Genomic DNA, 25,464 nt, shown 5'->3' on the forward strand with positions numbered 1-25,464 from the left:
CCGGGGCGATGCCCGCGGGCGATGATCTGCGCCTGCTTGACCGGCTGACCGACAAAAACTAAACACCTGTTCAGTCAAACAGGCATCGCGGCAAGCGGGCAGGACGGGAGAGAGCGGATGCGGGGGACGCGCGGGCTGTTTCTGGTGCGGACGGTGGCGGGACTGGCGCTGGCGGCGTCTGCCGCGGGGCTGGTGGCGCAGCAGGCGGTGCAGACCGGCACAGGAGCCGACTGGCCCGGTGTCGGCGGCAGCGCCGACGAGAGCGGCTATAGCCAGCTGAGCGCGATCAACACCGCCAATATCCGCAAGCTGGGCCTGGCCTGGTCGCTCGACCTGGAGGGCGAGGTATCGCTGGAGGCGACCCCGCTGGCGGTGAACGGCATCCTCTATTTCAGCGGCAGCTATGGCGCGGTCTATGCCGTCGACGGGGCGAGCGGCAGGCTGATCTGGAAATATGATCCGGAAATCTGGAAGGTCAATCCGACCCGGCAGGCGATGGGCATGGGGGTCAATCGCGGCGTCGCTTACGACAATGGCCACATCTTCATCGGCGTGCTCGACGGCCGGCTGATCGCGCTGGATGCCAGGACCGGCGCGGTCGCCTGGAGCGTCAACACCCTGCCGCCCGGCACCATGCACAGCCTGACCGGCGCGCCGCGCACCTTCAACGGCAAGGTCATCATCGGCAATGGCGGCGCCGACATCGGCCAGCGCGGCTTCGTCACCGCCTATGACCAGAAGACCGGGGCGCAGGTCTGGCGTTTCTGGACGGTGCCGGGCAGTCCGGAGCAGAATGCCGGCGATCCGGTGATGGAAATGGCGGCCAAGAGCTGGAACGGTTCCTACTGGAAGACCGGCACCGGCGGCACGGTGTGGAACGGTATGACCTTCGACCCGGACCTCAACCGCATCTATCTGGGCGTCGGCAATGCCGGCCCCTATGATCCGGAGAAGCGCAGTCCGGGCGGCGGCGACAATCTGTTCGTCGCCTCGATCGTCGCGCTGGATGCCGATAGCGGCAAATATATCTGGCATTATCAGCAGAACCCCCGCGAAAGCTGGGATTACAAGGCGACGGCCAACATGATCGCCGCGACGGTGACGATCGACGGGAAGCCCCGACGGGTGCTGATGCAGCAGCCGACCAACGGCTTCTTCTATGTGCTGGACCGCGAGAGCGGAAAACTCATCTCTGCCGAGAAGGTCGGCAAGGTGAACTGGGCCAGCCATATCGACATGGCCACGGGACGCCCGGTGGAAACCGCCAATGCCCATTATCAAGAGGGGCCGGTCGACATCTATCCCAGCACATTGGGCAGCCATAACTGGCAGGCGATGAGCTACAGCCCGCAGACGGGGCTGGCCTATATCCCCTATATGCAGGCCGGCGCCCGCTACGCGAAGGCGGACAAGGGCTTCCTGGCCAGCATCACCGGGGCCAGCGCCAGCTTCATCACGGAAAAGCGCGACAAGGACGACCTGACCGGCGCGCTGCTGGCGTGGGATCCGGTGGCGCAGAAGGCGCGCTGGCGCATGACGCGGCCCCATCTGTGGAATGGCGGGACGCTGGCGACGGCGGGCGGGCTGGTGTTCCAGGGCACGGCCGACGGCTATGTCCGCGCGCATGACGCGGCGAGCGGCAAGGAAGTGTGGCGCTTCAATGCGGGGCTGGGGATCATCGGCGCGCCGATGAGCTATGCCATCGGCGACACCCAATATGTGTCGCTACTGGTCGGCTGGGGCGGCACCACGGCGGCGGCCAGCGAGATATTGAATGTCGGCTGGAAATATGGCGCCCAGCCCCGCCGGCTGCTGAGTTTCGCGATCGGCGGCAAGGCGCGGCTCGCCCCCTCCCCGCCGCGCGACATGGCCGTCCATGCGCTCGACGATCCTGCAATCGTGCTGGACGAAAAGGCGGTGGCGGCCGGCAAGGAGATGGGTTTCATCTGCGGCGCCTGCCACGGCATGGCGTTCAAGGGGGCCGGCGCACCGGGACCGGACCTGCGCGAATCCGCCCTGTCGCTGTCGGAGGAGAATTTCTACCAGGTGGTGCAGGAAGGCGCGCTGGCCGAGCGGGGCATGCCGCGCTTCCCGCTGGGCAAGGCGCAGATCCACAATATCTGGTCCTATCTGCGCGCCACCGCGCGCGAGGCGCTGGGCACGCGCAAGCCCGATACCGACACGCCGACGGCGGCGCGCTTCTGATGCGGATGACCGGCGAGGAGCGGATCGCCGCACCGCGCGACGCGGTATGGCAGGCGCTCAATGATCCGGCGGTGTTGCGCCAGTGCATTCCCGGCTGCCAGTCGCTGGAGCGCGACGGCGAAGACCGGTTGCGGGCCGAGATCGCCGTCAAGATCGGGCCGATCGGCGCGCGCTTTGCCGGCACCGTCACCCTGTCGGAGATCGACGCCCCCAATGGCTATCGCATCAGCGGCGAGGGCCAGGGCGGCACGGTGGGCCATGCCAGGGGCGGCGCCAAGGTGACGCTGGCCGCCGATGGCCGAACGACCCGACTGTCCTATGCGGTGGAGGCCGAGGTCGGCGGCCGGCTGGCGCAACTGGGCGGGCCGATCATCGACGCCACGGCGAAGCAGTTGGCGGGGCAATTCTTCCGCAACTTCAACGCGGTGGTCAGCGGCGGTGGCGCGCCGGCGGAGGATGCTCCGGTCGCGGCGGTGACAGCTCCGGTGCTGGCCGCTCCATCGGCAGGCGGCCAGCCCTGGGGCTGGATCATCGCCCTATTGCTGGCGCTGGCGACCGGGGTGCTGCTGGAGCGCAGCGGCGTGGCGAGCACCGGCATGGTGGCGATCGGCCTGTTGCTGGCGGTGACGGCGCTGGCCGGGTTCGAGGCCGGGCGCAGGGGGCGGCGATGAAGCCGGCGCCGTTCGACTATATCCGCGCCACCAGCATCGACCATGCCTGCGCCCTGCTGGCGGAGGCGGGCGGTGGCGCGCAGTTACTGGCGGGCGGCCAGACGCTGATGCCGTTGCTGGCGCTGCGCATGAGCCAGCCCTTCATCCTGATCGATATCGGCCATCTGCCCGAATTGCAGGGCATCGCCCCCCATGGCGGCGGCCTGCGGATCGGCGCGGCGACGCGGCAGGCCGATGCGCTGGTCAATCCCCTGCTGGCACAGGCCTTGCCGGTCTTCGTCACCGCGCTGGCCCATGTCGGCCATCACCAGACCCGCAATCGCGGGACGATCGGCGGGTCGATCGCGCTCGGCGAACCGGCGGCCGAAATGCCGGCGACGGCGGTGGCGCTGGGTGCGTCCATGACCCTGCGGTCGACGCGCGGCGCGCGGACCATTGCCGCCGACGACCTCTATCTTGGCCCCTATGCGACCGCGATCGCGCCGGACGAGCTGCTGGTGGCGATCGACTATCCGGCCTGGCCGGCGGATGCGGTGCCGCTGTTCCGTGAAGTGGCGCGGCGGCCCGGCGATTTCGCGCTGGTCGGGCTGGTCGGCGCGCTGGCGATCGCGGACGGACGGATCGAGCGGGCCGGCATCGCCTGGTTCGGCATGGGGCCGACGCCGATACGCGCGCGTCAGGCGGAGCAGGCGCTGGTCGGCCAGGCGATCGACCGGATCGATGTGCAGGCCATTGCCGACCTGGCGATCGCCGACAGCGCACCGTTCGACGATGGCCATGCCAGCGCCGCCTATCGACGCAGCGTCGGTAGGCGCATCTTTGCCAACGGCCTGATGCAGGCGCTCGACCGGAGGCTGGCGGCATGAGCGAACATCGCATATCGATGACAGTAAACGGCCAGCAGCATCGCGGGCTGGTCGACGGGCGGCTGATGCTGAGCGACTGGCTGCGCGAGGCGGCGGGCTATACCGGCGTGCATGTCGGCTGCGAACAGGGGGTGTGCGGCGCCTGCACCGTGATCGTCGACGGGCGCGCGGTGCGATCCTGCCTGATGCTGGCGGTGCAGGCCGATGGATGCAGCCTGACCACGGTCGAGGGGCTAGCGGCGGCCGACGGCACGCTCCATCCGGTGCAGCAGGCGCTGAAGGATAACCACGGCCTGCAATGCGGTTTCTGCACGCCCGGCATCGTCATGACCCTGGCCGCGCTGCGGGCCGATGGTGCCCGCCCCGATGAAGCGGCGATGACCGAAGCGATGTCGGGGCATCTGTGCCGCTGCACCGGCTATCAGGGGATACGCCGCGCGATCCGGCAGCTTGCGGCGGAGGATGGCACGCCATGAGTGCGCCGCCGATTTCCGCGCAACGCTTCATCGGCCAGCGGGTGCCGCGCAAGGAGGATGGCCGGCTGCTGACCGGGCGCGGCAGCTTCGTCGATGATATCATCCTGCCCGGCATGCTGCACGCCGCCTTCGTCCGCAGCCCGATCGCGCGCGGCACGATCCGGTCGATCGACACCGATGTCGCGCGCGCGCAGCCCGGCGTCCATGCGGTGCTGACCCAGGCCGATCTGGCGCCGTTCGGCGTCACCATGCTGAGCTTCTTCCTTGGTCCGGTGGAGGTGGCGATGACACCGCTGGCGGATGGGCGGGTCGCCTATGTCGGCCATCCGGTCGCGCTGGTGATCGCCGACGATCGCTATCTGGCCGAGGATGCCGCCAGCCTGGTGGTGGTCGATTATGCCGAGGAAGCGGCCGTCGTCACGCTGGACGATGCGCGCCTTGGCCCACGGGTCCATCCCGACACCGACGACAATGTCGCCGCGCTGATGGGCGAGGAGGAAGCCGATGCCGCGCTGGAGGCGCTGCTGGCGGGCGCGCCGCATCTGGTCAGCCAGTCGATCCGCCATCAGCGCATCGCCCAGTCGCCGATGGAGACGCGCGGCGTGGTGGCGAGCCTGCAGGGCGAGAGCGAATTGCTGGTCCATATCACCTGCGCCGGGCCGCAACTGGTGGCGCGCTGGCTGACCCTGGCGCTCGACCGGCCGGGGCTGAGCGTGCGGGTGGTGGCCAAGGATGTCGGCGGCTCCTTCGGCCTCAAGAACCATCCCTGGATGGAGGAGGTGTCCGCCATCCTTGCTGCCATGCTGCTGCGCCGGCCGGTCAAGTGGATCGAGGACCGGATCGAGAATCTGACCGCCGCCAACCAGGCGCGCGAGCAGGAAATGACATTGCGCGCCGCCTTCGACACGAACGGGCGGCTGATCGCCAGCCATGCCGATTATGCGCTCAACAATGGCGCCTATCCGATGGGGGCGGACGCCAATATCGCGGTCCATATGTTCCTGTGGGCGGCCTATAATATACCCGCCTACAGCTTCGTGTCGCGCGGCTGGTACAGCAACACGCCGGGGCTGGCCGCCTATCGTGGCCCCTGGGCGATCGAGACGCTGGCGCGCGAGACATTGCTCGACCGGGCGGCACGGCAGATCGGCATCGATCCGGTGGAGATTCGCCGGCGCAATCTCTGCACCGCCGCCGACCAGCCGTCGGTCACGCCGCTCGGCATCCCGCGCGAGGACATCACGCCGGCGCAATGTCTGGAAAAGCTGCTGGAGGTGGTGGACGTGCCCGCCTTCCGCGCGGAGCAGGCAGCGGCGCGGGCGCAGGGGCGCTATCTGGGCCTGGGCCTCGCCGCCTATATCGAGCCGACCGGGGCGGCGGGCAGCATCGCCGTGATGACCGGCGAGCTGGCGCAGCTGCGGATCGAACCGACCGGACGGGTCGTCGCGGTGATGAGCGTCCATTCGCAGGGCCATGGCACCCAGACGACGATGGCGCAGTGTATCGCCGACCAGTTGGGCGTGCCAATCGAGGACGTCACCATATTCGACGGCGACAGTTCGCGCGGCGGGTTCGGCCCCGGCGCGGGCGGCAGCCGGCAGGGGGTGATCGGCGGCGGCGCGGCGATCCGGGCCGGGCGGCTTCTGGCCGACAAGGTCAAGGCCGTGGCCGCCCATCTGCTCAACGCCAGTCCGGAGGCGATTAGCCTGTCCGACGGGATGGTCCATGTTGCCGGCGCGCCGGAGATGCGGCGGACGCTGCGCGAGATTGCCGAGATCGCCTATGGCGAGCCGGGGCGATTGCCGCCGGGCATGGAAACGGGGCTGGAAGCGCAATATCGCTATGATCCGCCGCCCATGACCTTCACCAGCGCAGCCCATGCCTGCATCGTCGAGGTCGATGCCGACACCGGCTTCGTCGGCATCCGGCGCTGGGTCAGCAGCGAGGATTGCGGGGTGATGATCAACCCCGCCGTGGTCGAGGGACAGATTGCCGGTGGCCTGGCCCAGGCGATCGGCAGCGTGTTGCTGGAGGATGCCGCGCGCGATGCGCAGGGCAATCCGACGGCCGCGACCTTCAAGGATTATGCGCTGCCGACGATCTTCGACGTGCCCGATTTCGAATATGTCCATGCCGACACGCCGTCACAGGCCGAAGGCGGCTTTCGCGGCGTCGGCGAAGGCGGCTGCATCATCGGGCCGCCGACCCTGGTCAATGCGATCGCCGATGCGCTGGCGCCATTCGGGGAGGTGCCGGTGGACCTGCCGCTGACGCCGGCCAAGCTGATGACCGTGATCGAAGGGCAGCCCTGGCCCGAACGTCCGGTCAGCCGCTTCCATCCCGACCATCGGGCGCCGGAGGTCGATGCCCCTGCCCCGGTTGCGCCTGCTGTTGCTGCCGTCGCGCCTGCCATTGCGGTGGGGATCGACGGGGCGTGGAAGCTGGTGCTGGCAACACCGATGGGGCCGCAGCCGATGGTGGCGCATTTCCAGGTCGCGGGCGACCGGGTGACGGGGCGGCTGGAGGCCGATCAGGGATCGCAGGAATTTACCGGCACGCTGAGCGGCGATCAGGTCCGCTGGGAGATGAAGGTGACAAAGCCGATGGCGATCACGCTCAAATATGAACTGACCTTTGCCGGCAGCAGCGTGAGCGGCAAGTGCAAGATGGGGCTGTTCGGCACGGCCAAGGTGAGAGGCGAGCGCGCGTAATATTTCGGGACGCAAAAAGCCGTCGCGGCTGATCCGAGACCGCCTGTGCGTGAGTGTGGGTTGCGGGAGGGCAAACACCTGATGCTTGCGATTGATCGAAGACGAGATTTGGCTTCCCACAGCTAAGAAACCGAGAGAAAAACCTGATTTATGAGTATCTTGATGGATGTCGACTTTAGTTCAGCTTTGCTGACACTTTGTCCCCCGCACTTGGCGTGATGAGCCGTCAGGAAGGCAAATTGCACCGACTATAATCTGAACATATCTTGATATTTGCTCCGATATTGAACATATAGAATGCCATGGAGAAGCCCATGGCAACCGCTAACTCCGCACATATCCCCAGCCGCAAGGATCTGTCCGGCCCTGCGCTGCGGACCTTCTTTCGCATTGCGGATGCCTGGAGTTTGAAAGAGCAGGAGCAGATGCGCCTTCTCGGTCTCGACAGCCGATCGACCTTCCAATCCTGGAAGCGCGGCGACGTCGGCGCCATCCCCAAGGACGCGCTGGAGCGCATCTCCTATGTCATGGGCATCTACAAGGGGTTGCAGATGCTGGTCCCGGCGACGGCCGACATGTGGGTCCGCAAACCTAATAAAAGCCCGGTCTTCGGCGGCCGTTCGGCGCTTGACCGGATGACATCGGGCAATGTCGCCGACCTCTATGTCGTGCGCCAATATATCGATGCGCAGCGCGGCTGAGCGAGCGGCATAGTCCATGGATATTTCCGTCAGCCCGATCCGGTGGGCGCCCTGCTATCGCATCGTGTCGAGCCGCTTCCCGCCGATCAACCTGTTCGAGAATGTCGCCGATCCGGCGGACCTTGAGGCTGTCTATCTGGTAGAAGCCATGACCAACAGCCGCCTGCGCGAAGAGGCCGGCGAACTGGCTCTCGTGGTTCCGGAGGATCGTGTATCGGGACCGGGCAGCACCGCCATCATGGCGGCGTTCACTCATCTCAATCCGCTGGGCGATCGTTTCACCGATGGCAGCTATGGAGTCTTTTATGCCAGCCGGTCGATCGATACCGCCGTTGCCGAAACCCGGCATTCGCGCACCCGCTTTCTGACAGCGACCGATGAACCCGCGCAGGAGATCGACATGCGGGTCTATGCCGCCGATCTCGACGCGCAGCTTCACGATATTCGCGGCCTGCGCGACAGTCGCCCCGACCTCTATGACCCGGATGGCTATGGCGCGTCCCAGCAACTGGGCGGGGAACTGCGCGCCGCAGATTCGGACGGCATCGTCTATCAAAGCGTGCGGCATCAGCGTGGTGAGTGCGCGGCGATTTTCCGTCCACGGCTCCTGTCGAACTGCCGCCAGGAGCGCCATCTCTGCTATATATGGGATGGCACGGCCATCACGACGGTCTACGAGAAGAAGGCCTTCGACTGAGACCCATCTATCTCACTCTAAAATTCTCGAAGCTTCCATTCTTTGGAGTATCGAGAATTTCATGTCATCCTTGGCCTAACAGATGTCCGCGACAGGGCTTGCCGGGCGCATCTTCAACGAACGGCAACTCGCGGAATTGCTGGGCGGGAGCGATGCGCGCCGCTATGGCCTCGTCAATCGCGCTCTGAGGGACGGGTCGCTCATCCGCGTGAAGCGCGGCACCTATGTGCTGGGAGAAGAGCAGCGCAGCGATCCGATCCACCCTTTCGCTCTCGGGCAAAGCCTCGTTCCCGGCTGCTACATCTCGTTCGAAAGCGCATTGGCCTATCATGGCTGGATTCCGGAGACGGCTTTGGTCACGGCGAGCCTATCGCCGGGCCGCAAGACACTATGCTTCGAAAGCACCACCAAGAGCAGTCATTCGTTGAGCGACGCGTGAAAGACGGTTTCGTCCCAGCGACCGCCTACAGACGTCGGCCATTCAAGTCATACCCCGCCAACGCCTGTCCTGACAAAATTGGGTCGATCAAAGATGCCCGGACCGCATGCAAATCGGGGAATCAGAATTTTGCTGCCACGACATGTTGGTTGATCTGTCCGAACGGGGATTGATTTTCTCTGACGACGGCTAGATCAACTTGATCGCCAAATTTCAGGAAAGATGTCCGGGGCGCGCCCTGCTCTATCATCTCGATCGCACGTCGTTCCGACAGGCAACAGGAGCCAACCTCCGCAAAATTGGCGTTTGATACCGTGCCCGATCCGATGATAGTGCCAGCGACCAGATCGCGGGTGCGGGCAGCGTGGGCGACGAGTTCATGGAAGCCGAACGCCATTTCGCCGCCATGGGGATTTCCGAACCAGGCGCCGTTGACATGAACCTCCAGCGGCAGATGAACGCGGCCATCCTGCCATGCCTCGCCCAGTTCATCGGGCGTCACGGCAAAGGGCGCGACCGAACAGGCGGGCTTGGCCTGGACCCAGCCGAAGCCGGTCTTCATCTCGATCGGCGCGATCGCGCGCAGCGACCAGTCGTTGATGAGCAGGACCAGCTTGATATGGGACAGGGCGTCCTCTGCGGACGTGCCCATCGGCACGGCATCGGTGATGACGCCGAATTCGCCTTCGAAATCGATGCCATCGGCCTCGCTGGGAAGCGCCACATCTTGCGTTCCCGACAAAAAGCGGTCGGACAGGCCCTGATACATGAGCGGCCGGTCGGTTTCGATCGGCGGCAGGTCGAACGCCTTCTGCATCAATTCGCCATGCTGCGGGAAGGCAGAACCGTCGAGCCATTGCCAGGCACGGGGCAGAGGCGCGAGCAGCCGGCTTTCGTCCAGCGCGTCGCCGTCCCCCTGTGCCAGCCGATCGGCAAGCTGGCGCAGCGCCGGCTCGACGCTGTTCCATTGCTCGATCGCCTGCTGAAGGGTGGCGGCGATGCCGTCCGCAGGTAATTGGCGCTGGGCATCGCGGGAGACGACGATCAGGCAGCCATCCGGCTGGCCGTTGCTGAGGGTGGCAAGGCGCATCTCTATTCCTCGAAGATCGCGACCGCGCGGGTCCAGCCGGCCGATGCGCCCTTGATCTTGTGCGGGAAGCAGCTGACCATGAAGCCATGGCTTGGCAGGCTTTCCAGATTGTGCAGCTTTTCCAGATGGCAATAGCCGATATCGCGGCCGGCCTTGTGCCCTTCCCAGATCAGCGAGGTGTCGCCGGTCTCCTTGACCTTCTGCGCGGTGTAGCTGAACGGTGCATCCCAGGACCAGGCATCGGTGCCGGTGACGCGCACGCCCCGTTCGGTCAGATAGATGGTCGCCTCATAGCCCATGCCGCAGCCGCGATTGACATAGTCGGGCTGGCCCAAGGCCTTGCCGGCGGCGGTGTTGACGAGGACGATGTCGAGCGGCTGGAGGCTGTGGCCAATGCGGGCCAGTTCCGCCTCGACGTCGGCGGCGGTGACGACATAGCCATCGGGGAAATGCCGGAAGTCGAGCTTCACGCCGGGCTGGAAACACCATTCCAGCGGCACTTCGTCGATCGTGATCGACCGCTGGGGCTCGCCGTCGCGGCCATCCATGGTCGGATGGAAATGATAGGGGGCATCAAGATGCGTGCCGCTATGGGTGGTCAGCTTCACCCATTCGGACGCCGCGAAACCGGCGCCGTCCGGGGTGTCCTGCGCCGTCACGCCGGGGAAGAACAGCGCCAGTTCATGCGCGGTGTCGGCATGGGTCTGGTAGGTGATCTCGGGTTTCAGGAACGGCGGGTCGCTGACCACATCGTTGCACAGCATGATCGACAGATCGACGAAGCGGCGGGTCATGCGGTCTTGCCTCCCAGCGTTTCGGCGAACCAGTCGGCGATGCAGTCGCGGCCATAGGCCATATTGTCGGCGCCGACATGTTCGACACCGCCTTCGCGCGGCGTGAAGATCCTCTTCTCACGGCGGGGGGCGTTGACGAGCTGATCGTAGAGATCGTCGGCATAATCGACACTGATCTGGCGATCCTGCGCACCATGGGTGACCAGGAAGGGCACCTTGATCCGGTCCATATGACCGTTGAGGTTCATCGCTTCGGATTTGGCCAGGAAGTCATCCTGATCCTTCGCCCCGAACGCCCAATGGACATGCGCCCAATAATGGGGGACCGGGTTCTCGCCCTCGCGCGCCATGCGCTTGTCCTGCACTTCGCGCCAATTATGGTTGGCGCCCCAGACCGCACCGCTGGCAAAGCGCGGTTCATAGGCGACGGCGCGCGGCGCGAAATGCCCGCCGAGTGAAATGCCGGTCATACCGATCGCCCGGCCATCGACATCGGGTTGCCGTTCCAGCCAGTCGACCGCCTTGCTGGCCCAGCTTTCGCTGTGCGGATCGACAGGCAGATGCTGGAGCCGCAGCGCCTCGCCCGAGCCTGGCTGGTCGACGCAGAGCGTCGAAATGCCGCGCCGTGCCAGTTCCTGCGGCAGGCGCGTCCAGTAGAGCAGCTCCTTGCAGCTATCGAGCCCGTTGCAGAAGACCACGACCGGCTTCCTCCCCTCGCCCGGCGCGCGGGTGAAGAGGGCCGGCATCGTTCCCGTCGCCAGCGGTATCTCGACCCGCTCGCGATTGATCCGGCCAAGCCCAGTCGATCGATCGAAGGCGGTTCGCGCCTTGGCATAGGTCGCCTCGCGGCCGGGCGCGCCATGGCCCTGCATCCGCTCGGCGGTGATCAGATAGAGCGCGGCGCGCTCCATCTTGTTGGAGGCGGAAAAGAGCCGGCCCTGGGCCTCATCCTGCGCCGCCAGTTCGAGCAGCTTGTCGCCCATCGCCGCCCAGGCCTTCATGAACATGGGCGTGCCTGCGTCCGCGCCGCTGTCGGCGGCGTCACGGATCGGCTTGCACATGTCGATGATCTCGCCGAGCTGCGCGCCCGATTCCATCGCGATCGCGACCGACAGATTCCAGATATAATTGGGGAAATATTCGAACAGCGCCACGGCTTATGCCTCCACCGCTTGGAACAGGCCCTTGTCGGCCTCGGGATGCGGCATGGTCTGCGGGCCGCCGACGCCGATGCCCCACTGGTCCATCACCTTGGGGCCGGGCACATGGACCTGCGGCTGATGCCCCTCGAAATCGACCTCCTCCAGTTCCGACGTATATTCGACGGCAAAGCCGGCAGGCGTGGTAAAGTAGCTGAATGTATTGTTCCCGGCCGTATGGCGCCCCGGCCCCCAGCGAATGTCGGTGCCCTTCTGCCGCAGCCGGTTGATGCCGACCATCATGTCGTCGACGCTCAGCATGTCATAGGCGACATGGTTGAGGCAGGGCGGCCCGGGCAGGATGGCGAGCCGGTGGTGCGCACCATTGCAGCGCAGGAAGCACATGAAGTCGCCCAGCCAGTCCGACACCTTGAAGCCCAGCACGTCGCAGAACCACTGCACCAGAGCCTGATGGTTCGGCGAATGCAGCACGATATGGCTGATCCGCTGCGGTACGCCTTCCCATTGCGCGATGGCGCGGGGTTCGCGCCGGGCGACATCGCTCGAAATCTCGAAGGGCAGGCCGTCGGGCGAGAAGAAGCGGAAGCCATAGCCGCCGCCCAGCGTGTCGAGATCGTGCGGGGCGGAGATGATCCGCGCGCCCGATGCCGCGATCCGATCATGCAGGGCATCGACATCGGCCCGGCTGTCGGCGGCGAGCGCGATCACGTCGATGCGCTTGTCGGTCGCGGCGCGCAGCCGCACGACATAGGCTTCCTCGCCGCCATCGGCCGCGAAATGGACCATGCCATCCTTTTCGCCCGCCTCGACCAGCTTCCACTGGTCAGCATAGAAGGCGCGTTCGGCCTCCAGATCGGGCACGGCATAGCCGACATAGCGGATTTCAGAAACGCGGCTCATCAGATAACTCCTTGGGTAAATGCATGGGAGGCGGACTGCCGCCTCAGATCGGCTCGGCGATCATCTCGAACATGTCATGGGTAGCGGCCGCGTTATCGACAGGCGGCCCCTTGCCGATCTGACCGTGGCAAATGGCGAGGCTGGCGCGCACGATATAGGCGCACCGTTCGAACCGGCGGGCATGATAGGCTGCAAAAGCGCTCTCTAGATCATCATGTTTGGAGAGTTCATCGGCCAGGACGAGGCTGTCCTCGATCGCCATGCCCGCGCCCTGGCCCAGATGCGGCGTGGTCGCGTGGACGGAGTCTCCCAGCAGGACGATCCTGCCCTTGTGCCATGGCCCTTCGACCAGCAGGCCTTCGAGCGGGCGATAGACCACGGCGCTATCCTGCGTGATCTCCTGCGCCAGCGCCTGGATAGCTGGCGCGGTCCCCGAAAGCTTGGCACGCATGACCGCTGCCAGCCCATCGAGCGGATAGCGCGGATTTTCGGGTTCGGGCGTGGTCGCGTACATGTACATGAGCGCGTCCGAGATGGGCACGAGACCGACGCCGATTGGGCCGTTATAGACCTGCAGTGCATCAAGCTCGGTCGGGCGCGCGAAATTGTAACGCCACACCGCCTGGCCAGTGAATTGGGGCTTGGGCGCATCGGGGAAAATGGCGTCGCGGGTTTGCGAATAAACGCCGTCCGCACCCACAACCAGATCATAGCGATCGCTGCTGCCGTCCGAGAAATCGACAGCCACGCCGTCGCCTTCGTCGATGATGCGCTCGGCGGTCACGCCAAGGCGGACGATCGCGCCGCTGGACAGCGTGCGATCACCCAGGACCTTGTGGAGCGCGGGCCGACCGATGCCCACATTGGCGGGCTTTCCCTCGACCAGCCGGGGCGAAGGCACGCGGGCAATTTTAGTCCCGTTGGGCAGGAAGATTTCGATCGCGTCGAAGCCGACCCCTGCGGACAGATAATCGTCGAGAAGGCCGAGCTGCGCCATCGCCCGAACGACATTGGACTGCTGAATGATGCCCACGCCATAGACAGACCAGTCAGGATCACGTTCGATAACATCGACCTGATGCCCCTTGGCGCGCAGGGCGATCGCAGCCGTCAGGCCCCCGATACCGCCGCCAATGACCAATATGCGCTGCGCTTCCAAGTCTCGCTCTCCTCCAATTTGTTCTGGGGAGAGTTTAAGCTGCGCTTTTCAATCTCAAAATTCGATTGTTTGGATCATCACTCATCCATTTTGTGGATCATTTGCCATCCGTCGCAATTGCTCTCGAAGCCAGAAAAGCCCTTCGTCAGCAGCGCGAGTCTGATGAAACTGCACCAGCTCCTGCATCACCGGGAAGGCAAAGGGCATCGGCACCGACGTCAGCGGGAAAAGGCGCATGGCCGCCCGTGCGAGGCGCTCATGCATGACGGCCAGCCGCTGGGTTCCCACCAATAGCCAGGGAACGGTCGTGAATGACGAGGTCGAGATCTCGATCCGGCGATGCTTGCCCATCAGCGCCAGATGTCGATCGGCAAAGGCGATATTGGAGCGCGAGCCAATGGCGACGCCGACATGGCCCGCGCCCAGAAAGCTTGCTTCGTCGAGTGAAGCCTGAAGCAAAGGGCTGTCCTTCCACCCCACGACGACATGCTCTTCCTCGAACAGCAATTCTGTCGGATGATCGGCGGAGAGAAATTCGCGCGGACTGATCATCAGATCTGCCTTGCCATCACCGATCAGTTCGGGACTGTGCTGATCAGGCGAGATCAGCTGCAGCCTTACACCGGGCGCCAGAGTGGACAGGTCCGCCATCAAGGGAGCGACAAGCGCTGTGATCACATAGTCGGACGCGATGACCTTGAAGGTCCGTTGTGAGGTAGCAGGATCGAAGGAGGCCGATGTTGCGAGCAGGGTTTCAATCCCGCCCAGGCATTCGCGCACCAGCGGCGCCAGACTTTCGGCGAAGGCGGTCGGGTACATGCGTTTGCCATGGGTCACCAACAGGGGATCACCGAAATAGTCACGCAGCCGGGACAGGGCAGCACTCATCGCGGGCTGGCTGAGATGCATCTGCCGCGCCGCGCCGGACACCGAATGTGTCTGCATGAGCCCTTCGAAGACAGCGAGAAGATTGAGATCGAGACCGCGGAAACGCATGATCCATCCATTCCATGATTGGATAACGATAAGATCAAATGATTTAACCTATGGACCATAACTGATCTACTCTTTCCTCACAGATGCGTCGGCATAGGCGCGCACATCAGGAGAGGAGACAGGCATGAAGGCGGTCCTACTGGCGACAGCTGCAGCGATATTGATCCCGGTCACGCCGGCCTTGGCACAGGACCAGGGCAGCGGCGAGGAAACGCAGGCCCAGGCATCCGGCATCGCCGACATCATCGTTACAGCACAGCGGCGTAGCGAAAATCTCCAGAAGGCGGCGATTGCCGTCAGCGCAGTGGCCGGCGATACACTAATCAAGCAGAGCATCACCCAGGCCAATGATCTGACCCGGGTCGTGCCCGCGCTTCAGGTGGCGCCAGCCGCATCCTTCACCCAGATCTATCTGCGCGGCGTCGGCACCTTTGGTGCCAATGCCTTTGCGGAGCAGGGCGTCGCCTTCAATCTCGATGGCGTTTATCTGTCTCGCCCCGCCGCACCGGCCGGTCTCTTCTATGATCTTGAGCGGGTCGAGGTGCTCAAAGGCCCCCAGGGCACCCTCTATGGTCGCAATGCCACCGGCGGCGCCGTCAACGTCATTACCGCCAAGCCCAAGCTTGGCGAAACCTCCGGCTATATCAACGCGGAATATGGCAATTACGACGCGCTCAAGGGATCGGCTGCTCTCAACCTGCCACTCGGCGAGAAGCTCGCTTTCCGCATCGCAGGGCAATATGTGAAGCGCGACGGCTATTTCAGCGATGGCTATGACGACGAGCATACCCAGGCTGTTCGCGCCCAGTTGCGTGGCGAGACCGGCACCGGCCTCGATGCCACCTTGTCGGTCGATTATGCGCATGTGGCCGGAATGGGCTCGGGCGGCACGATTATGCCGTTGCTCGACGGAAAGCATCGGCTCGGGCCCAGCGATCCACGCGTCATTGCGGCCTATTCATCGCGTTCGCCGACACCGCCGGTCCCCCAGGCGGTCGCCAGCGATGATGGCTATCAGGATAATGACTTCTTCGGCGCAGCGCTGACGCTCAACGCGGATCTCGGCTTCGCGACGCTCACCGTCATTCCTGCCTATCGCAAGACGGATCTCGATTTTCGCTCCTATGCCTCTAGCTTCCTGATCGACGTCCAGGAGAAGTCGAGCCAGATGTCGCTCGAAACCCGCCTGGGCGGGCATAGCGGCGCTCTCGAATGGGTGCTGGGCGGCTATTATTTCGCCGAGGATGTGAGCGCCCGGCAGCTGTTCGATCAGGCCAGCAATGGCACCCGGCTCAATTCGGAGCTGGATACCGAAAGCCTCGCCGCCTTCGGCCAGGCGACTTTTTCGGTAACCGACAGAGTCCGGCTGACCGGGGGGCTGCGATACACGACCGACGGGAAACGCCAGACAACTGAGGCGCACACGCTTCCCTTCGTCGGTTTCGTCAATCCAGCCCAGGGCAACTTCACCCCGATCATCCTCGATATCGTCAGCTATCCACGCACCGATGTGGATTTCAACAAGGTCACATGGAAGGCCGGTGTGGAGTTCGATGCCGGACCGCATTCGCTGCTTTACGCATCGGTTTCGACCGGATTCAAATCGGGCGCGCTGTTTGCTGCAACCGGGCGCAACTATTCCGCGCCGGAAAACATGACCGCCTATACGATCGGATCAAAAAACCGGTTCTTCGACAACAAGGTCCAGCTGAACGCGGAAGCTTTCCTGTGGAAATATAAGGACCAGCAGATTTCGCATCTTGGCCCGGTCCAGATTGCCAGCACACCGGCGGGAGCGATCTACGGTCCGGTCTTCACCACTGAAAATGCGGGCAAGTCCACAATCTACGGCCTTGAACTGGAGGCGCTGTTCCAGCCGACGAGCCATGACCAGTTCTCGGCCAATATCCAGTATCTGCACAGCAAATATGACGAACTGACCTATCAGGCCTATTCGACGACCGGCACGGCGCCCGTCATCGGCTGCACGGTAACACCCACGAGCCAGACCGGCGCCTCACCGGCTGCCCGGATCTATGATGTGGATTGTTCGGGCCGACCGCTGGTCAACGCGCCCAGGTGGGTGTTCAATCTGGGCTATGAACATGGCTTCCAACTCGGCGATCATGGCAAGCTGATTGCGGCAACCGATACGCGGATCGAAACCTCGCGTTACCTCTCGCTCGATTTCCTCGATCTGGGGCGGCAGGGTTCCTACATGATGTCCAATGCGCGGCTCACCTACGAAACCCCGTCGGGCAATTTCTCCCTGACCGGCTTCATCAACAATATCGAGGATGAGCTGGTGTTCGCCAACTCGCTGCAGAGCCCGGCAAAGCCCGGCGTCATATACAATCAGCTAAGACCGCCCCGCACCTATGGCGTGCGTGCCGGATTCCGCTTCTAGTCGATCCAAATCCGGTCGCGCGTCCCACCCCTTGGCCTGCGCGAGCTTCAGGAGAATGATATGGGTACAGAACCCGGCACCTCTTTCCGTCGTATCGTGACCGGTCATGACGCAAATCGACGATCGCGCATCGCCAGCGATGCGCCCCCGGTCCGGGTTTTCGACGATCTGGGGGAGGAGGGCCTGGTCTTCCACGAAGTCTGGAATACCAGGCAGACACCAGCCCTCCTCGACCGGAACGACGCCGAACCTGCCGAAACGCATCTGCTGTTGGCGCCACCGCCGGGCGGGACGCGCATCCGTGTCCTGGACATCCCACCGGAGCAGGCCGGGGCAGATTTCGATGCCGTGTTCGATGCGATCGGCGGCAGCGATGCGCATGTCGGCAAGACATCCGATCGGCATGCCAGTTTCCATCGCACCCGTTCCATCGACTATGGCATCCTGCTTTCGGGCAGCATCACATTGATGATGGATGAGGGCGAAACCGTTGCCCATGCCGGCGACATCATCATTCAGCGCGGCACCAATCATGGCTGGATCAACCGTTCCGGCGCGCCTTGCCGGATCGCTTTCATCCTCATCGACGGAGTCTTCGGCGACGATCTGGCATGACCCTGCTGGTCACCGGCGCATCTGGGTTTGTCGGCCAGGAAGTTGCGCGCCTGTTGGCCGATCAGGGCGGCCATGGCGCTGTCAGGCTGACGGATCGAACCGCGCCACCCATACCGATCGGCAGCGGTTTTGACGCCGTCGCTTTCGACCTGGCTGCCACGGAGCATCTCGACGCACTGCTCGAAGGGGTCGATCGCATCATCCATCTCGCCGCCGTTCCCGGCGGTGCGACGGAGCAGGTGCCTGCATTTGCGCGCCGCATCAATGTCGATGCCCCGCTCGCCATCCTCGAGCATCTGGACCAGATCGGGCGCCCCTGTCGCTTCGTCTATGCCAGTTCGATCGCGATATTGGGGCCGACGCCTTCACCCGTCGATGATGAAACTATGCCTGCCCCCGCCACACTCTATGGCGCGCATAAGCGCATGATCGAGATCGCTCTGCCGCAATTTGCTCGTCGGGGGAGCATCAAGAGTGTCGGACTGCGCCTGCCCGGCATCGTTGCCCGGCCCATGGGGCCAAGCGGTCTTGCTTCCGCCTTCATGAGCGACCTCTTCCATGCGGCAATAGAGCAGGAGCCGATGACCTTGCCCGTATCAGCAGAGGCCAGCATCTGGATTTTGTCGGGGCGGCAGGCAGCCTGGAACCTGATCCATGCGCTCCATTGCGACATTGAGGACGGTAGAAGCCTGACCTGCCCTGCCCTGCATGTCACCATCGGAGAACTGGTTCAGCAGATGTTCTCAGACGCGGCGAAGGTCCACCACGCACCTGATCCTGAGCTTCAACGCCTGTTCGGATCCCAGCCGGCCCTTACAACGCCATTAGCGACAGAGGCCGGCTTCCAATCCGACGACAGCCTTGAGGCGCTGATTGCTTCGGTGTTCGCCTCGATCCGCGCGCAAGCCCCCTCTATCGCCCGATAGCACGGCCCGCCGGCATGGACGGATCACGGCCGAGGAAGAGTTCCGCCACGAGAGTACGAAACCAGACGATCGCCGGATCGCGATCGACGCGCCGATGCCAGAATTGCTGGAGGCTTATCAGCGGCGTTTCGAATGGCGGCGGCAAGAGCTTGAGTGGCGCCATGGTGGCGAAGATGGCAGCGACCGCATGCGGCACGGTCGAAATGAGGTCGGACCCGGCCACAAGCAGCGGTACGCTCATGAAGTGGGGCGATTGAAGCTGGATACGGCGGGACAGTCCGAGCTGCTGTATTCGAATTTCCACCAGTTCCTGGCTCCGTCCCTTCTGCGACACCAGGATATGGCCCATGTCCAAGAATTGCTCGAGAAAGCGCGCCTCCGACGTCAGGATGATCCTTGCGCACGATGCAGCTGAAGGGATGCTCGAACAATGTCTGGCACAGGAAATTGCTGCCCTGAAGATCCGGGAAATAGCCAAGCGCCATATCGACCACGCCGTCAGACATGGCCCGCTCCAGCTCATGTGGCGGCATGGAGTGGGAGCGCAGGGTCGCGCGCGGCGCGCGTTCCTTGAGTATCTCCAGCAGGGTTGGCAGGAAGACGAGCTCGCCAATGTCGGATGTGCTGATCGAAAAGCAGCGTTCCGCGTGGAGCGGGTCGAAGACCGGCAGCCCCAGCAGGTCGGCGTCGACCATCTCCAATATGCGCCGGACCGGTTCCCGCAATCGGTCGCCCATGGGGGTGGGGTGCATGGCATTGCCGATCCGCACCAGCAACTGGTCCTGGAAGAATTGCCGCAGCTTACCGAGTGCGAAGCTGACGTTCGGCTGGCTCATGTTGAGTCGTCGGGCGGTCGCGTGAACCCCGCGTTCCTCCAGCAAGGCATCCAGCACCACCAGCAGGTTAAGGTCGAGCCTACGGTAATCCATAAAACTGATCCAACATATAGATATAAGTAGTTATATTGATTGGTCGGCGACGCGCTAGGCTTTCTGCAGAATTAGACAGGAGAGCGATTTGAGCGCGCAGTCGGGGCCAACGGTCGGGTCATCATTCCTCCACGACATCTGGTATGTTGCCGGTTGGGGACATGAATTGGAGCCAGGGAAGCGGACCTCCCGAACCATATTGGGGCAACCGCTTGTGCTGTTCCGCACCGAAGGCGGCGAAGTCTCTGCGCTGGAGGATCGCTGCTGCCATCGGGCCATGCCGCTGAGCGAGGGCGTAGTAGTGGGAGAGCGTATTCGCTGCCCCTATCACGGCCTCGAATTTGGCACGAACGGCGCCTGCGTGCATATCCCCGCACAGAACAAGATACCCAGGACCGCGCGCGTGCGCCATTTCCCGCTGGTCGAAAAAGACGCCCTTCTGTGGATCTGGATGGGGGATGCAGACAAGGCGGACATCGCCGCCATAACCGATCATCCCTATCATCAAGATCCGGCCTGGGCCTGGCGGAGCGCCCATTATGATGTTCAGGGCAATTGGCAGTTGCTGGTCGACAATCTCATGGATTTGTCGCACCTGCCCTATATCCACCCCACGACCATCGGCGGCGATCCGGAACTGCATTTCAAGACGCCGACGATATCCACCCGTCTGCCCAACGGTGTTCGCGTCGAGCGCAAAATGCCTTCCTCTGTCCCCCCGCCGACCTATGTGGCCGCGGCGGGCTTCAGGGGACTCGTCGATCGCTGGCAGGAGATCGAGTTCCAGCCGGTCTTCATCCGCATTCATACCGGCGCATGTGACGAAGGAACGGGTGCCTATGATGGCGATAGATCCCATGGTTTCTCGATGCTTGGCTTTCATGGCATCACCCCGGAGACCGAGACGACAACCCATTATTTCTGGTCGATGGCGACAAACATCATACGAAGCGACATTCCTGACCTGGTCTTCGAACAGACGGCGCGCACCTTCAAGGAAGACCAGGCCGTTCTGGAAATGCAGCAGCGTCGAATTGCGCGCGAGCCAGGGCGGCAGCTGATCGACATTGCGAGCGATGTCGGAGGCCGGCAGACGCGCCAGTTCATCCATCGCCTGTTTCGGGCTGAACAGGAGCGAGAGGCCGTTGAGGCCTGAGAGCATGGGCTAGAGGCGATCCTGCGGCTATCCCTTCGCCTTGCCGTCCGCCTTTGCCTCCATCAGCGCGCGCATCTTCTCCATCCGTCCATCGGGCACTGCCAGACGCATCATCTCTCCAAGAAGGAGGATGGCATGTTCGGTTTCTGCGCGATGCGGCAGATAGCGGTCCGCAATGGACAGACCGCGCACGCTCCAGACCATCAGGCGCATGACTGTTCGGGCAAGCGTTTCATCACCGCCAAAAGCACCCCGCATCACCGCCAGAGCCGATTGCTCGACCTCCTCCTGCATCGGTACGACGAGCTCTGCGAGTTCAGGATCGCTACGGGTCGCCTGAAGGATTTCGAGTACCGCCATGCCGGGAGGGCGACTAAGTACCGACCAGAGCAAACTGGGCCAGTCGAAAAGATTGTCGCCCATTCCCGTGCGCACGCGGGTCGCTTCATATTCCGCCATTTCATTGTCGAATACGTGGCGCACCACCTGTGCCATCAGGGCAGCGCGCGTAGCGAAATGGTGCAGCATCGCTCCCCGGCTGACACCGGCTTGCTGTGCGATCAACGTCGTGCTGGCACCGGCATATCCATGGTCCCCGATCGAAGCGATGGTCGCCTCGATAAGGGCCAGCCTCGTCTGGGTGGTCCGTTCTTCCTGAGTCCGCCTGACCCTGGGCGCTGCTCGATCCATTATCTTCCTTCATGACAGGGTTACGGGCGCCAAGCGGCCGGAACCATCCTCTCTTATCTATCGTACCCAATCACATGCATAACAAAAATGGATCGATATCCATATAAACAATCAGGATTGACTGTTTTTATGGCAAAGACCAAAGCGGGCGGCAAGTGCAGGACGAGCTGCGCAAAAATAGGGAGGATGAAATGCGGAAGGCACTGTTGTTTGTTGGCGCAAGCCTGATCTCCGTCGCCCATACAGCCTATGCACAGGAAGCCGATCAGAGCGAGGGCGTGACCGACATCGTCGTGACTGCGCAGCGCCGCGCCGAACGGCTTCAGGATGTCCCCGTGAGCATGACGGCGCTCGGCGGCGATTCTCTCAAGTCGCGCAACCTCAATGACCTGACCCAGGTCGCGCTCGCGGCGCCCAGCCTGCAGGTCGGCAATGATAACAGCTTTGCCATTCGCGGGGTCGGGACGCAGGCCTTTGCGACCACCATCGATTCCAGCGTGGCCACCGCGCTCGATGACGTCAATCTAGGTCGCCCCTTCCTCACGCAAGGGCTGTTCAACGACGTCGAGCGGGTCGAGGTGCTGAACGGGCCGCAGGGCCTGCTTTTTGGCAAAAATGCTTCGGCGGGCCTGCTGAACGTCGTATCGACCCGCCCCAAGCTCGGCAGTTTCGGTAGCGAGACTAACCTGGAGCTCAACAATCGCAGTACGCCGGGCAGCGATGCGCAAGCCTGGTCCGTGATTGCGCGACAGACGGTCAATATTCCGGTCGGTGACACCGCAGCCCTGCGGATCAACGGCACCTATTCCGTGGAAGAGCCCGGCACCAATTTCGTCGGCACTGGCGGTGTCCGCAACGACCTGGATCGCAAGCAATATGGGGTTCGCGCCAAATATCTCCAGGAGATCACGCCGGAACTCGAGCTGTATGTCATCGGCGAATATGCCGAATCGCACGGCGTGGCCGGCATCTATGACCGCACCTATCGCGCGCTTGGCGAGGGCAGCGTCAATGAGGCCCCGCTGGCCGCATCCGGCATCGTTGCAGGCGACAAGAATTTCACCTTCGCGGGCGACGGCGGATATTGGCGTAACCTGAAGCTGGGCGGCGCGCAGGCATCGCTGTCCTACACCGCGGACAGCGGCCTGGTCGTGAGCAATATCTTCGCCTGGAAATTCTATAATTTCGACGCACAGCTCGATACCGACTTCACCAACAGCAACGGCGCGAACATCAATTATTCCCATGCCGATTATGATCAGTTTTCGAACGAACTGCGCGTAGCCCTGCCAGCCGGGAACCGCCTGACGGGACAGGCCGGCCTCTATTATTTCCATTCGACGATCGATCAGCGCAGTCAGATTGCCGGCAATAATTATCTGCCCGACTTCCTGCTGCCGACATTCCCCTTCTGCGTCGGCGCCGCTGCAGTGCCCGGCGCCTTCCCTCCCACCTGCTCGGTCAGCAATGATTACTTCCTTGGACGCGACAATCGCTATCGGATGAAGACCGAAAGCTATGCGGCATTCGGGCAGTTGACCTATGCCCTGACGGACGCGCTGAAGCTCTTCGCCGGCGGCCGCGTCACGCGCGACGAAATCAGCATCGATCTAGACCAGAATCGCGGTGCCTATTTCGTCACTCTGGGCGTGCCCGGCGCAATTGCGCAATCCTATGGCCATACCGACTTCAGCTGGCGCACGGGCGGTCAATATCAGCTGGCGCGCGATGCGATGATCTATGCCTCCTATGGTCGCGGCTATAAGGGGCCGGGCTTTAATGACACCGGCGCAACTGCAACGACCTCGCTGCTGGTCAAGCCGGAAAAATCGAACACCGCCGAAATCGGCGCCAAGACCAGCTGGTTCAACCGTCGCCTCGTGGTCAACGCATCACTCTTCCACACGAAATTCAAGAATTACCAGACCCAGTCGCTCGACACCCAGTTGCAGAGCTTCGTGGTCCAGAACGCGGCGTCGGTCATCAGCAAGGGCGTCGAGCTGACCGTCAATGCCAACCCGTTCCGGGGGCTTTCGATCAACGGATCGGCGACTTTCCTCAGCTCCAAGTTCAAGGATTTTGCGGGCGCGGAATGTTATCCGGGGCAAACCGACGCCAGCTGCGCAACAAGCGGTTCGTTCAATGCCGGCGGCAAGCGTACGCCGACCGCCCCGAAATTCACCTCGTCACTCCTGGCCAGCTACGAGTTCCAGACGGACGGAGCGGTGCATCCCTTCATCGAGGGCAATTGGTATCATCGCACGCCGATCAACTATCTGATCAACCAGGCGCCGGGCGCCACCGTGCCGACGACCGATCTGATCGGGGCGAGCGCGGGCGTGCGGATCGACAATGGCATGCGCCTGTCGATCTTCTGCAAGAATTGCACGAACGAATATAATCCCAACTTCATCGGACTGGACTCCGGCGACGCGATCTCCGGGATCGCCACCTATCAGCAGCAATTCGGGTTCGATTCCGTGCGCACCATCGGCGCCAACATTCAGTTCCGCTTCTGAGGATGGATGACATGCCCTTTGCTCTCTCCCGCCGCTCCATGCTTCAGCTTACCGGCGGGAGTCTTGCGATGACGCTTGCCAGTCCTGCGCTCGCCGCGCGCCGCAAGCTGCGTCCTGACTTCCTCTGGGGGGCAGCCACCGCCGCCCACCAGGTGGAAGGCAATAATGTCAACAGCGACAGCTGGGTCATGGAGCATCTGACACCCAACAGCTTCGCCGCGCCGTCCGGCGACGCATGCGACAGCTATCATCGCTGGCGCGAGGACATGGCACTCGTCAAGCAGATGGGCCTCAACTGCTATCGCTTCGGCATCGAATGGTCGCGCATCGAACCGGAGCAGGGAGAATATTCCAACGCTGAGCTGGACCATTATCGCCGCATGGTGGATGGCTGCGTCGAGCTGGGCCTGAAGCCCTTCATCACCTACTCGCACTTCACCGTCCCGCGCTGGTTCGCAGCAAGGGGCGGGTGGGAAGAGCAGGCGAATGTGGATCATTTCCTGCGCTTTTGCGAGCGGGCCGCCAAGGCGCTTGGCCCAAACTATGGTCACGGGCTGACCTTCAACGAACCCAATCTGGCCGCCCAACTGTCATGGCAGCCCGGTTTTCGGGCAACCATGCCGTATTTCGTCCAGGCTTCGGCGGCCGCCGCCAAGGCTGTGGGCAGTGACCGCTTTTCCTCTACGCCGATTTTCGATGTCCGTCGTGCCGGCCCGATACAGGCGGAGGCCCATCGCCGCGCCATCGAGGCGATCAAGTCCGTGCGCCCCGATCTGAAATTGGGGCTGAGCCTCTCCGTTGCTGACGAGCAGTCCGCTCCGGGCGCGAACGGGCTGCAGCGCAAGATCGAGGAGGTCTATGCGCCCTGGTTCGATGCGGTCGCCAAGGATGATTTCGTGGGTGTCCAGACCTATGGTCGGGCCGTGGTTGGCAATGATATCGACTTGCCGCCAGCGCCCGGCGTGGAACGCACGCAAACCGAGATGGAATTTTATCCACAGGCTCTTGAAGCCACGATACGCTGGGTCTCCAAAGCCACCAAACGCCCGATCATTGTCACTGAAAATGGCGTGGCAACCGCCGATGACGGCCGCAGGATAGCCTATATCGACGGGGCGCTTGCGGGCCTTTCGCGAGCGATCGCAGATGGCGTGGATGTTCGCGGCTATATCCATTGGTCGTTGCTCGATAATTTCGAGTGGAACAGGGCCTATACGGCACAATTCGGGCTGGTCGCCGTCGATCGAAAAAGCTTCCGCCGGACGCTCAAGCCGAGCGGCTTGCATCTTGGCCGGTACGCGCGAGACAACAGCATCTGACGCGTCCCGTCGACGCCAGTTGATTTCCCAAGGAACTT

General features: G+C 63.3%; 21 protein-coding genes and 2 pseudogenes. 14 read left to right on the plus strand and 9 right to left on the minus strand.

All coding sequences use genetic code 11. The features are described 5' to 3' along the window. The first annotated feature begins 117 nt into the window (after nucleotides 1–117). From GGQ90_RS16105 to GGQ90_RS16140, 8 genes and pseudogenes are all read left to right on the plus strand, one after another. Complete coding sequence (locus GGQ90_RS16105) at nucleotides 118–2,205, plus strand: PQQ-dependent dehydrogenase, methanol/ethanol family (protein WP_188083098.1); 2,088 nt, start codon at nucleotides 118–120, stop codon at nucleotides 2,203–2,205. Then, nucleotides 2,205–2,876: an SRPBCC family protein gene (locus GGQ90_RS16110; protein ID WP_188083099.1), complete on the plus strand. Its 672-nt coding sequence runs from the start codon at nucleotides 2,205–2,207 to the stop codon at nucleotides 2,874–2,876. The genes GGQ90_RS16105 and GGQ90_RS16110 overlap by 1 nt, the downstream gene beginning before the upstream one ends. After that, nucleotides 2,873–3,742 carry an FAD binding domain-containing protein gene (locus tag GGQ90_RS16115; protein WP_188083100.1) on the plus strand — a complete coding sequence of 290 codons (870 nt, stop codon included), beginning with the start codon at nucleotides 2,873–2,875 and terminating at the stop codon, nucleotides 3,740–3,742. Before GGQ90_RS16110 ends, GGQ90_RS16115 begins: the two co-directional genes overlap by 4 nt. After that, on the plus strand, nucleotides 3,739–4,218 hold the full coding sequence (locus tag GGQ90_RS16120; RefSeq protein ID WP_188083101.1) for a (2Fe-2S)-binding protein: 480 nt from the start codon (nucleotides 3,739–3,741) through the stop codon (nucleotides 4,216–4,218). The genes GGQ90_RS16115 and GGQ90_RS16120 overlap by 4 nt, the downstream gene beginning before the upstream one ends. Next, the gene (locus tag GGQ90_RS16125) at nucleotides 4,215–6,929 is read left to right on the plus strand and encodes a xanthine dehydrogenase family protein molybdopterin-binding subunit (protein WP_188083102.1); all 2,715 of its coding nucleotides are present in this window, start codon (nucleotides 4,215–4,217) and stop codon (nucleotides 6,927–6,929) included. Before GGQ90_RS16120 ends, GGQ90_RS16125 begins: the two co-directional genes overlap by 4 nt. 314 nt (nucleotides 6,930–7,243) lie before the next feature. Beyond that, nucleotides 7,244–7,630 carry an MbcA/ParS/Xre antitoxin family protein gene (locus GGQ90_RS16130; RefSeq protein WP_188083103.1) on the plus strand — a complete coding sequence of 129 codons (387 nt, stop codon included), beginning with the start codon at nucleotides 7,244–7,246 and terminating at the stop codon, nucleotides 7,628–7,630. Between the two features lie 16 nt (nucleotides 7,631–7,646). After that, complete coding sequence (locus tag GGQ90_RS16135) at nucleotides 7,647–8,327, plus strand: RES family NAD+ phosphorylase (protein WP_188083104.1); 681 nt, start codon at nucleotides 7,647–7,649, stop codon at nucleotides 8,325–8,327. Nucleotides 8,328–8,409: 82 nt separating this feature from the next. Next, nucleotides 8,410–8,730 (plus strand): annotated as a pseudogene (locus GGQ90_RS16140) (type IV toxin-antitoxin system AbiEi family antitoxin domain-containing protein); the annotation flags it as partial. 157 nt (nucleotides 8,731–8,887) lie between these two features. Here GGQ90_RS16140 and GGQ90_RS16145 read toward each other — a convergent pair. The 6 genes from GGQ90_RS16145 to GGQ90_RS16170 all read right to left on the minus strand — a co-directional run bounded on the left by GGQ90_RS16145 (nucleotide 8,888) and on the right by GGQ90_RS16170 (nucleotide 14,865). After that, on the minus strand, nucleotides 8,888–9,856 hold the full coding sequence (locus GGQ90_RS16145) for a fumarylacetoacetate hydrolase family protein (protein ID WP_188083105.1): 969 nt from the start codon (nucleotides 9,854–9,856) through the stop codon (nucleotides 8,888–8,890). A 2-nt stretch (nucleotides 9,857–9,858) separates the two neighbouring features. Then, the gene (locus tag GGQ90_RS16150; RefSeq protein ID WP_188083106.1) at nucleotides 9,859–10,650 is read right to left on the minus strand and encodes a cyclase family protein; all 792 of its coding nucleotides are present in this window, start codon (nucleotides 10,648–10,650) and stop codon (nucleotides 9,859–9,861) included. After that, nucleotides 10,647–11,804, minus strand: a complete 1,158-nt coding sequence (locus GGQ90_RS16155; protein WP_188083107.1) for an alpha/beta fold hydrolase — start codon at nucleotides 11,802–11,804, stop codon at nucleotides 10,647–10,649. Before GGQ90_RS16155 ends, GGQ90_RS16150 begins: the two co-directional genes overlap by 4 nt. Before the next feature lie 3 nt (nucleotides 11,805–11,807). Beyond that, complete coding sequence (locus GGQ90_RS16160) at nucleotides 11,808–12,710, minus strand: VOC family protein (RefSeq protein WP_188083108.1); 903 nt, start codon at nucleotides 12,708–12,710, stop codon at nucleotides 11,808–11,810. A gap of 43 nt (nucleotides 12,711–12,753) precedes the next feature. Next, a complete protein-coding gene (locus GGQ90_RS16165; protein ID WP_188083109.1) occupies nucleotides 12,754–13,869 on the minus strand; it encodes an FAD-dependent oxidoreductase in 1,116 nt (371 codons plus the stop codon). A gap of 81 nt (nucleotides 13,870–13,950) precedes the next feature. Beyond that, a complete protein-coding gene (locus tag GGQ90_RS16170) occupies nucleotides 13,951–14,865 on the minus strand; it encodes a LysR family transcriptional regulator (RefSeq protein ID WP_188083110.1) in 915 nt (304 codons plus the stop codon). A 124-nt stretch (nucleotides 14,866–14,989) separates the two neighbouring features. Between GGQ90_RS16170 and GGQ90_RS16175 the strand changes: the two genes are divergently transcribed. The 3 genes from GGQ90_RS16175 to GGQ90_RS16185 are packed head-to-tail and all read left to right on the plus strand — an operon-like array spanning nucleotide 14,990 to nucleotide 18,813. Beyond that, nucleotides 14,990–17,272, plus strand: coding sequence for a TonB-dependent receptor (locus GGQ90_RS16175; RefSeq protein ID WP_188083111.1), 2,283 nt, complete (start codon nucleotides 14,990–14,992; stop codon nucleotides 17,270–17,272). Between the two features lie 60 nt (nucleotides 17,273–17,332). Next, nucleotides 17,333–17,887 carry a cupin domain-containing protein gene (locus tag GGQ90_RS16180; protein ID WP_188083112.1) on the plus strand — a complete coding sequence of 185 codons (555 nt, stop codon included), beginning with the start codon at nucleotides 17,333–17,335 and terminating at the stop codon, nucleotides 17,885–17,887. After that, nucleotides 17,884–18,813, plus strand: coding sequence for an NAD-dependent epimerase/dehydratase family protein (locus GGQ90_RS16185; protein ID WP_188083113.1), 930 nt, complete (start codon nucleotides 17,884–17,886; stop codon nucleotides 18,811–18,813). The genes GGQ90_RS16180 and GGQ90_RS16185 overlap by 4 nt, the downstream gene beginning before the upstream one ends. On the opposite strand, the gene GGQ90_RS29330 is transcribed toward GGQ90_RS16185, so the two are convergent. Further along, complete coding sequence (locus tag GGQ90_RS29330; RefSeq protein WP_246428271.1) at nucleotides 18,800–19,162, minus strand: type 2 periplasmic-binding domain-containing protein; 363 nt, start codon at nucleotides 19,160–19,162, stop codon at nucleotides 18,800–18,802. The genes GGQ90_RS16185 and GGQ90_RS29330 overlap by 14 nt on opposite strands. Before the next feature lie 97 nt (nucleotides 19,163–19,259). Beyond that, nucleotides 19,260–19,742 (minus strand): annotated as a pseudogene (locus GGQ90_RS30010) (LysR family transcriptional regulator); the annotation flags it as partial. 88 nt (nucleotides 19,743–19,830) lie between these two features. Between GGQ90_RS30010 and GGQ90_RS16195 the strand changes: the two are divergent. Beyond that, on the plus strand, nucleotides 19,831–20,898 hold the full coding sequence (locus GGQ90_RS16195) for an aromatic ring-hydroxylating dioxygenase subunit alpha (RefSeq protein WP_188083114.1): 1,068 nt from the start codon (nucleotides 19,831–19,833) through the stop codon (nucleotides 20,896–20,898). Nucleotides 20,899–20,925: 27 nt separating this feature from the next. Here the strand turns inward: GGQ90_RS16195 and GGQ90_RS16200 are convergent, their stop codons facing one another. Continuing rightward, nucleotides 20,926–21,588 (minus strand): TetR/AcrR family transcriptional regulator, encoded by a 663-nt coding sequence (locus tag GGQ90_RS16200; RefSeq protein WP_188083115.1) that lies wholly within the window; start codon nucleotides 21,586–21,588, stop codon nucleotides 20,926–20,928. A 191-nt stretch (nucleotides 21,589–21,779) separates the two neighbouring features. On the opposite strand from GGQ90_RS16200, the gene GGQ90_RS16205 reads away from it, so the two are divergent. Continuing rightward, complete coding sequence (locus tag GGQ90_RS16205) at nucleotides 21,780–24,107, plus strand: TonB-dependent receptor (protein WP_188083116.1); 2,328 nt, start codon at nucleotides 21,780–21,782, stop codon at nucleotides 24,105–24,107. Between the two features lie 38 nt (nucleotides 24,108–24,145). Next, nucleotides 24,146–25,426 (plus strand): glycoside hydrolase family 1 protein, encoded by a 1,281-nt coding sequence (locus tag GGQ90_RS16210; protein ID WP_246428273.1) that lies wholly within the window; start codon nucleotides 24,146–24,148, stop codon nucleotides 25,424–25,426. Nucleotides 25,427–25,464 lie beyond the last annotated feature (38 nt).

The sequence above is a fragment of the Sphingobium scionense genome (assembly GCF_014197035.1).
Lineage (GTDB): Bacteria > Pseudomonadota > Alphaproteobacteria > Sphingomonadales > Sphingomonadaceae > Sphingobium > Sphingobium scionense.

Excerpts from the sequence above, each read along its gene's own strand:
- GGQ90_RS16105 (WP_188083098.1), top strand. The coding sequence starts at position 118 with ATGCGGGGGACGCGCGGGCTGTTTCTGGTGCGGACGGTGGCGGGACTG.
- GGQ90_RS16210 (WP_246428273.1), top strand. The coding sequence starts at position 24,146 with ATGCTTCAGCTTACCGGCGGGAGTCTTGCGATGACGCTTGCCAGTCCT.
- GGQ90_RS16130 (WP_188083103.1), top strand. The coding sequence starts at position 7,244 with ATGGCAACCGCTAACTCCGCACATATCCCCAGCCGCAAGGATCTGTCC.
- GGQ90_RS16200 (WP_188083115.1), bottom strand. The coding sequence starts at position 21,588 with ATGGATCGAGCAGCGCCCAGGGTCAGGCGGACTCAGGAAGAACGGACC.
- GGQ90_RS29330 (WP_246428271.1), bottom strand. The coding sequence starts at position 19,162 with ATGGGCCATATCCTGGTGTCGCAGAAGGGACGGAGCCAGGAACTGGTG.
- GGQ90_RS16150 (WP_188083106.1), bottom strand. The coding sequence starts at position 10,650 with ATGACCCGCCGCTTCGTCGATCTGTCGATCATGCTGTGCAACGATGTG.
- GGQ90_RS16170 (WP_188083110.1), bottom strand. The coding sequence starts at position 14,865 with ATGCGTTTCCGCGGTCTCGATCTCAATCTTCTCGCTGTCTTCGAAGGG.
- GGQ90_RS16180 (WP_188083112.1), top strand. The coding sequence starts at position 17,333 with ATGGGTACAGAACCCGGCACCTCTTTCCGTCGTATCGTGACCGGTCAT.
- GGQ90_RS16145 (WP_188083105.1), bottom strand. The coding sequence starts at position 9,856 with ATGCGCCTTGCCACCCTCAGCAACGGCCAGCCGGATGGCTGCCTGATC.
- GGQ90_RS16115 (WP_188083100.1), top strand. The coding sequence starts at position 2,873 with ATGAAGCCGGCGCCGTTCGACTATATCCGCGCCACCAGCATCGACCAT.
- GGQ90_RS16205 (WP_188083116.1), top strand. The coding sequence starts at position 21,780 with ATGCGGAAGGCACTGTTGTTTGTTGGCGCAAGCCTGATCTCCGTCGCC.
- GGQ90_RS16175 (WP_188083111.1), top strand. The coding sequence starts at position 14,990 with ATGAAGGCGGTCCTACTGGCGACAGCTGCAGCGATATTGATCCCGGTC.
- GGQ90_RS16160 (WP_188083108.1), bottom strand. The coding sequence starts at position 12,710 with ATGAGCCGCGTTTCTGAAATCCGCTATGTCGGCTATGCCGTGCCCGAT.
- GGQ90_RS16120 (WP_188083101.1), top strand. The coding sequence starts at position 3,739 with ATGAGCGAACATCGCATATCGATGACAGTAAACGGCCAGCAGCATCGC.
- GGQ90_RS16185 (WP_188083113.1), top strand. The coding sequence starts at position 17,884 with ATGACCCTGCTGGTCACCGGCGCATCTGGGTTTGTCGGCCAGGAAGTT.
- GGQ90_RS16135 (WP_188083104.1), top strand. The coding sequence starts at position 7,647 with ATGGATATTTCCGTCAGCCCGATCCGGTGGGCGCCCTGCTATCGCATC.
- GGQ90_RS16110 (WP_188083099.1), top strand. The coding sequence starts at position 2,205 with ATGCGGATGACCGGCGAGGAGCGGATCGCCGCACCGCGCGACGCGGTA.
- GGQ90_RS16125 (WP_188083102.1), top strand. The coding sequence starts at position 4,215 with ATGAGTGCGCCGCCGATTTCCGCGCAACGCTTCATCGGCCAGCGGGTG.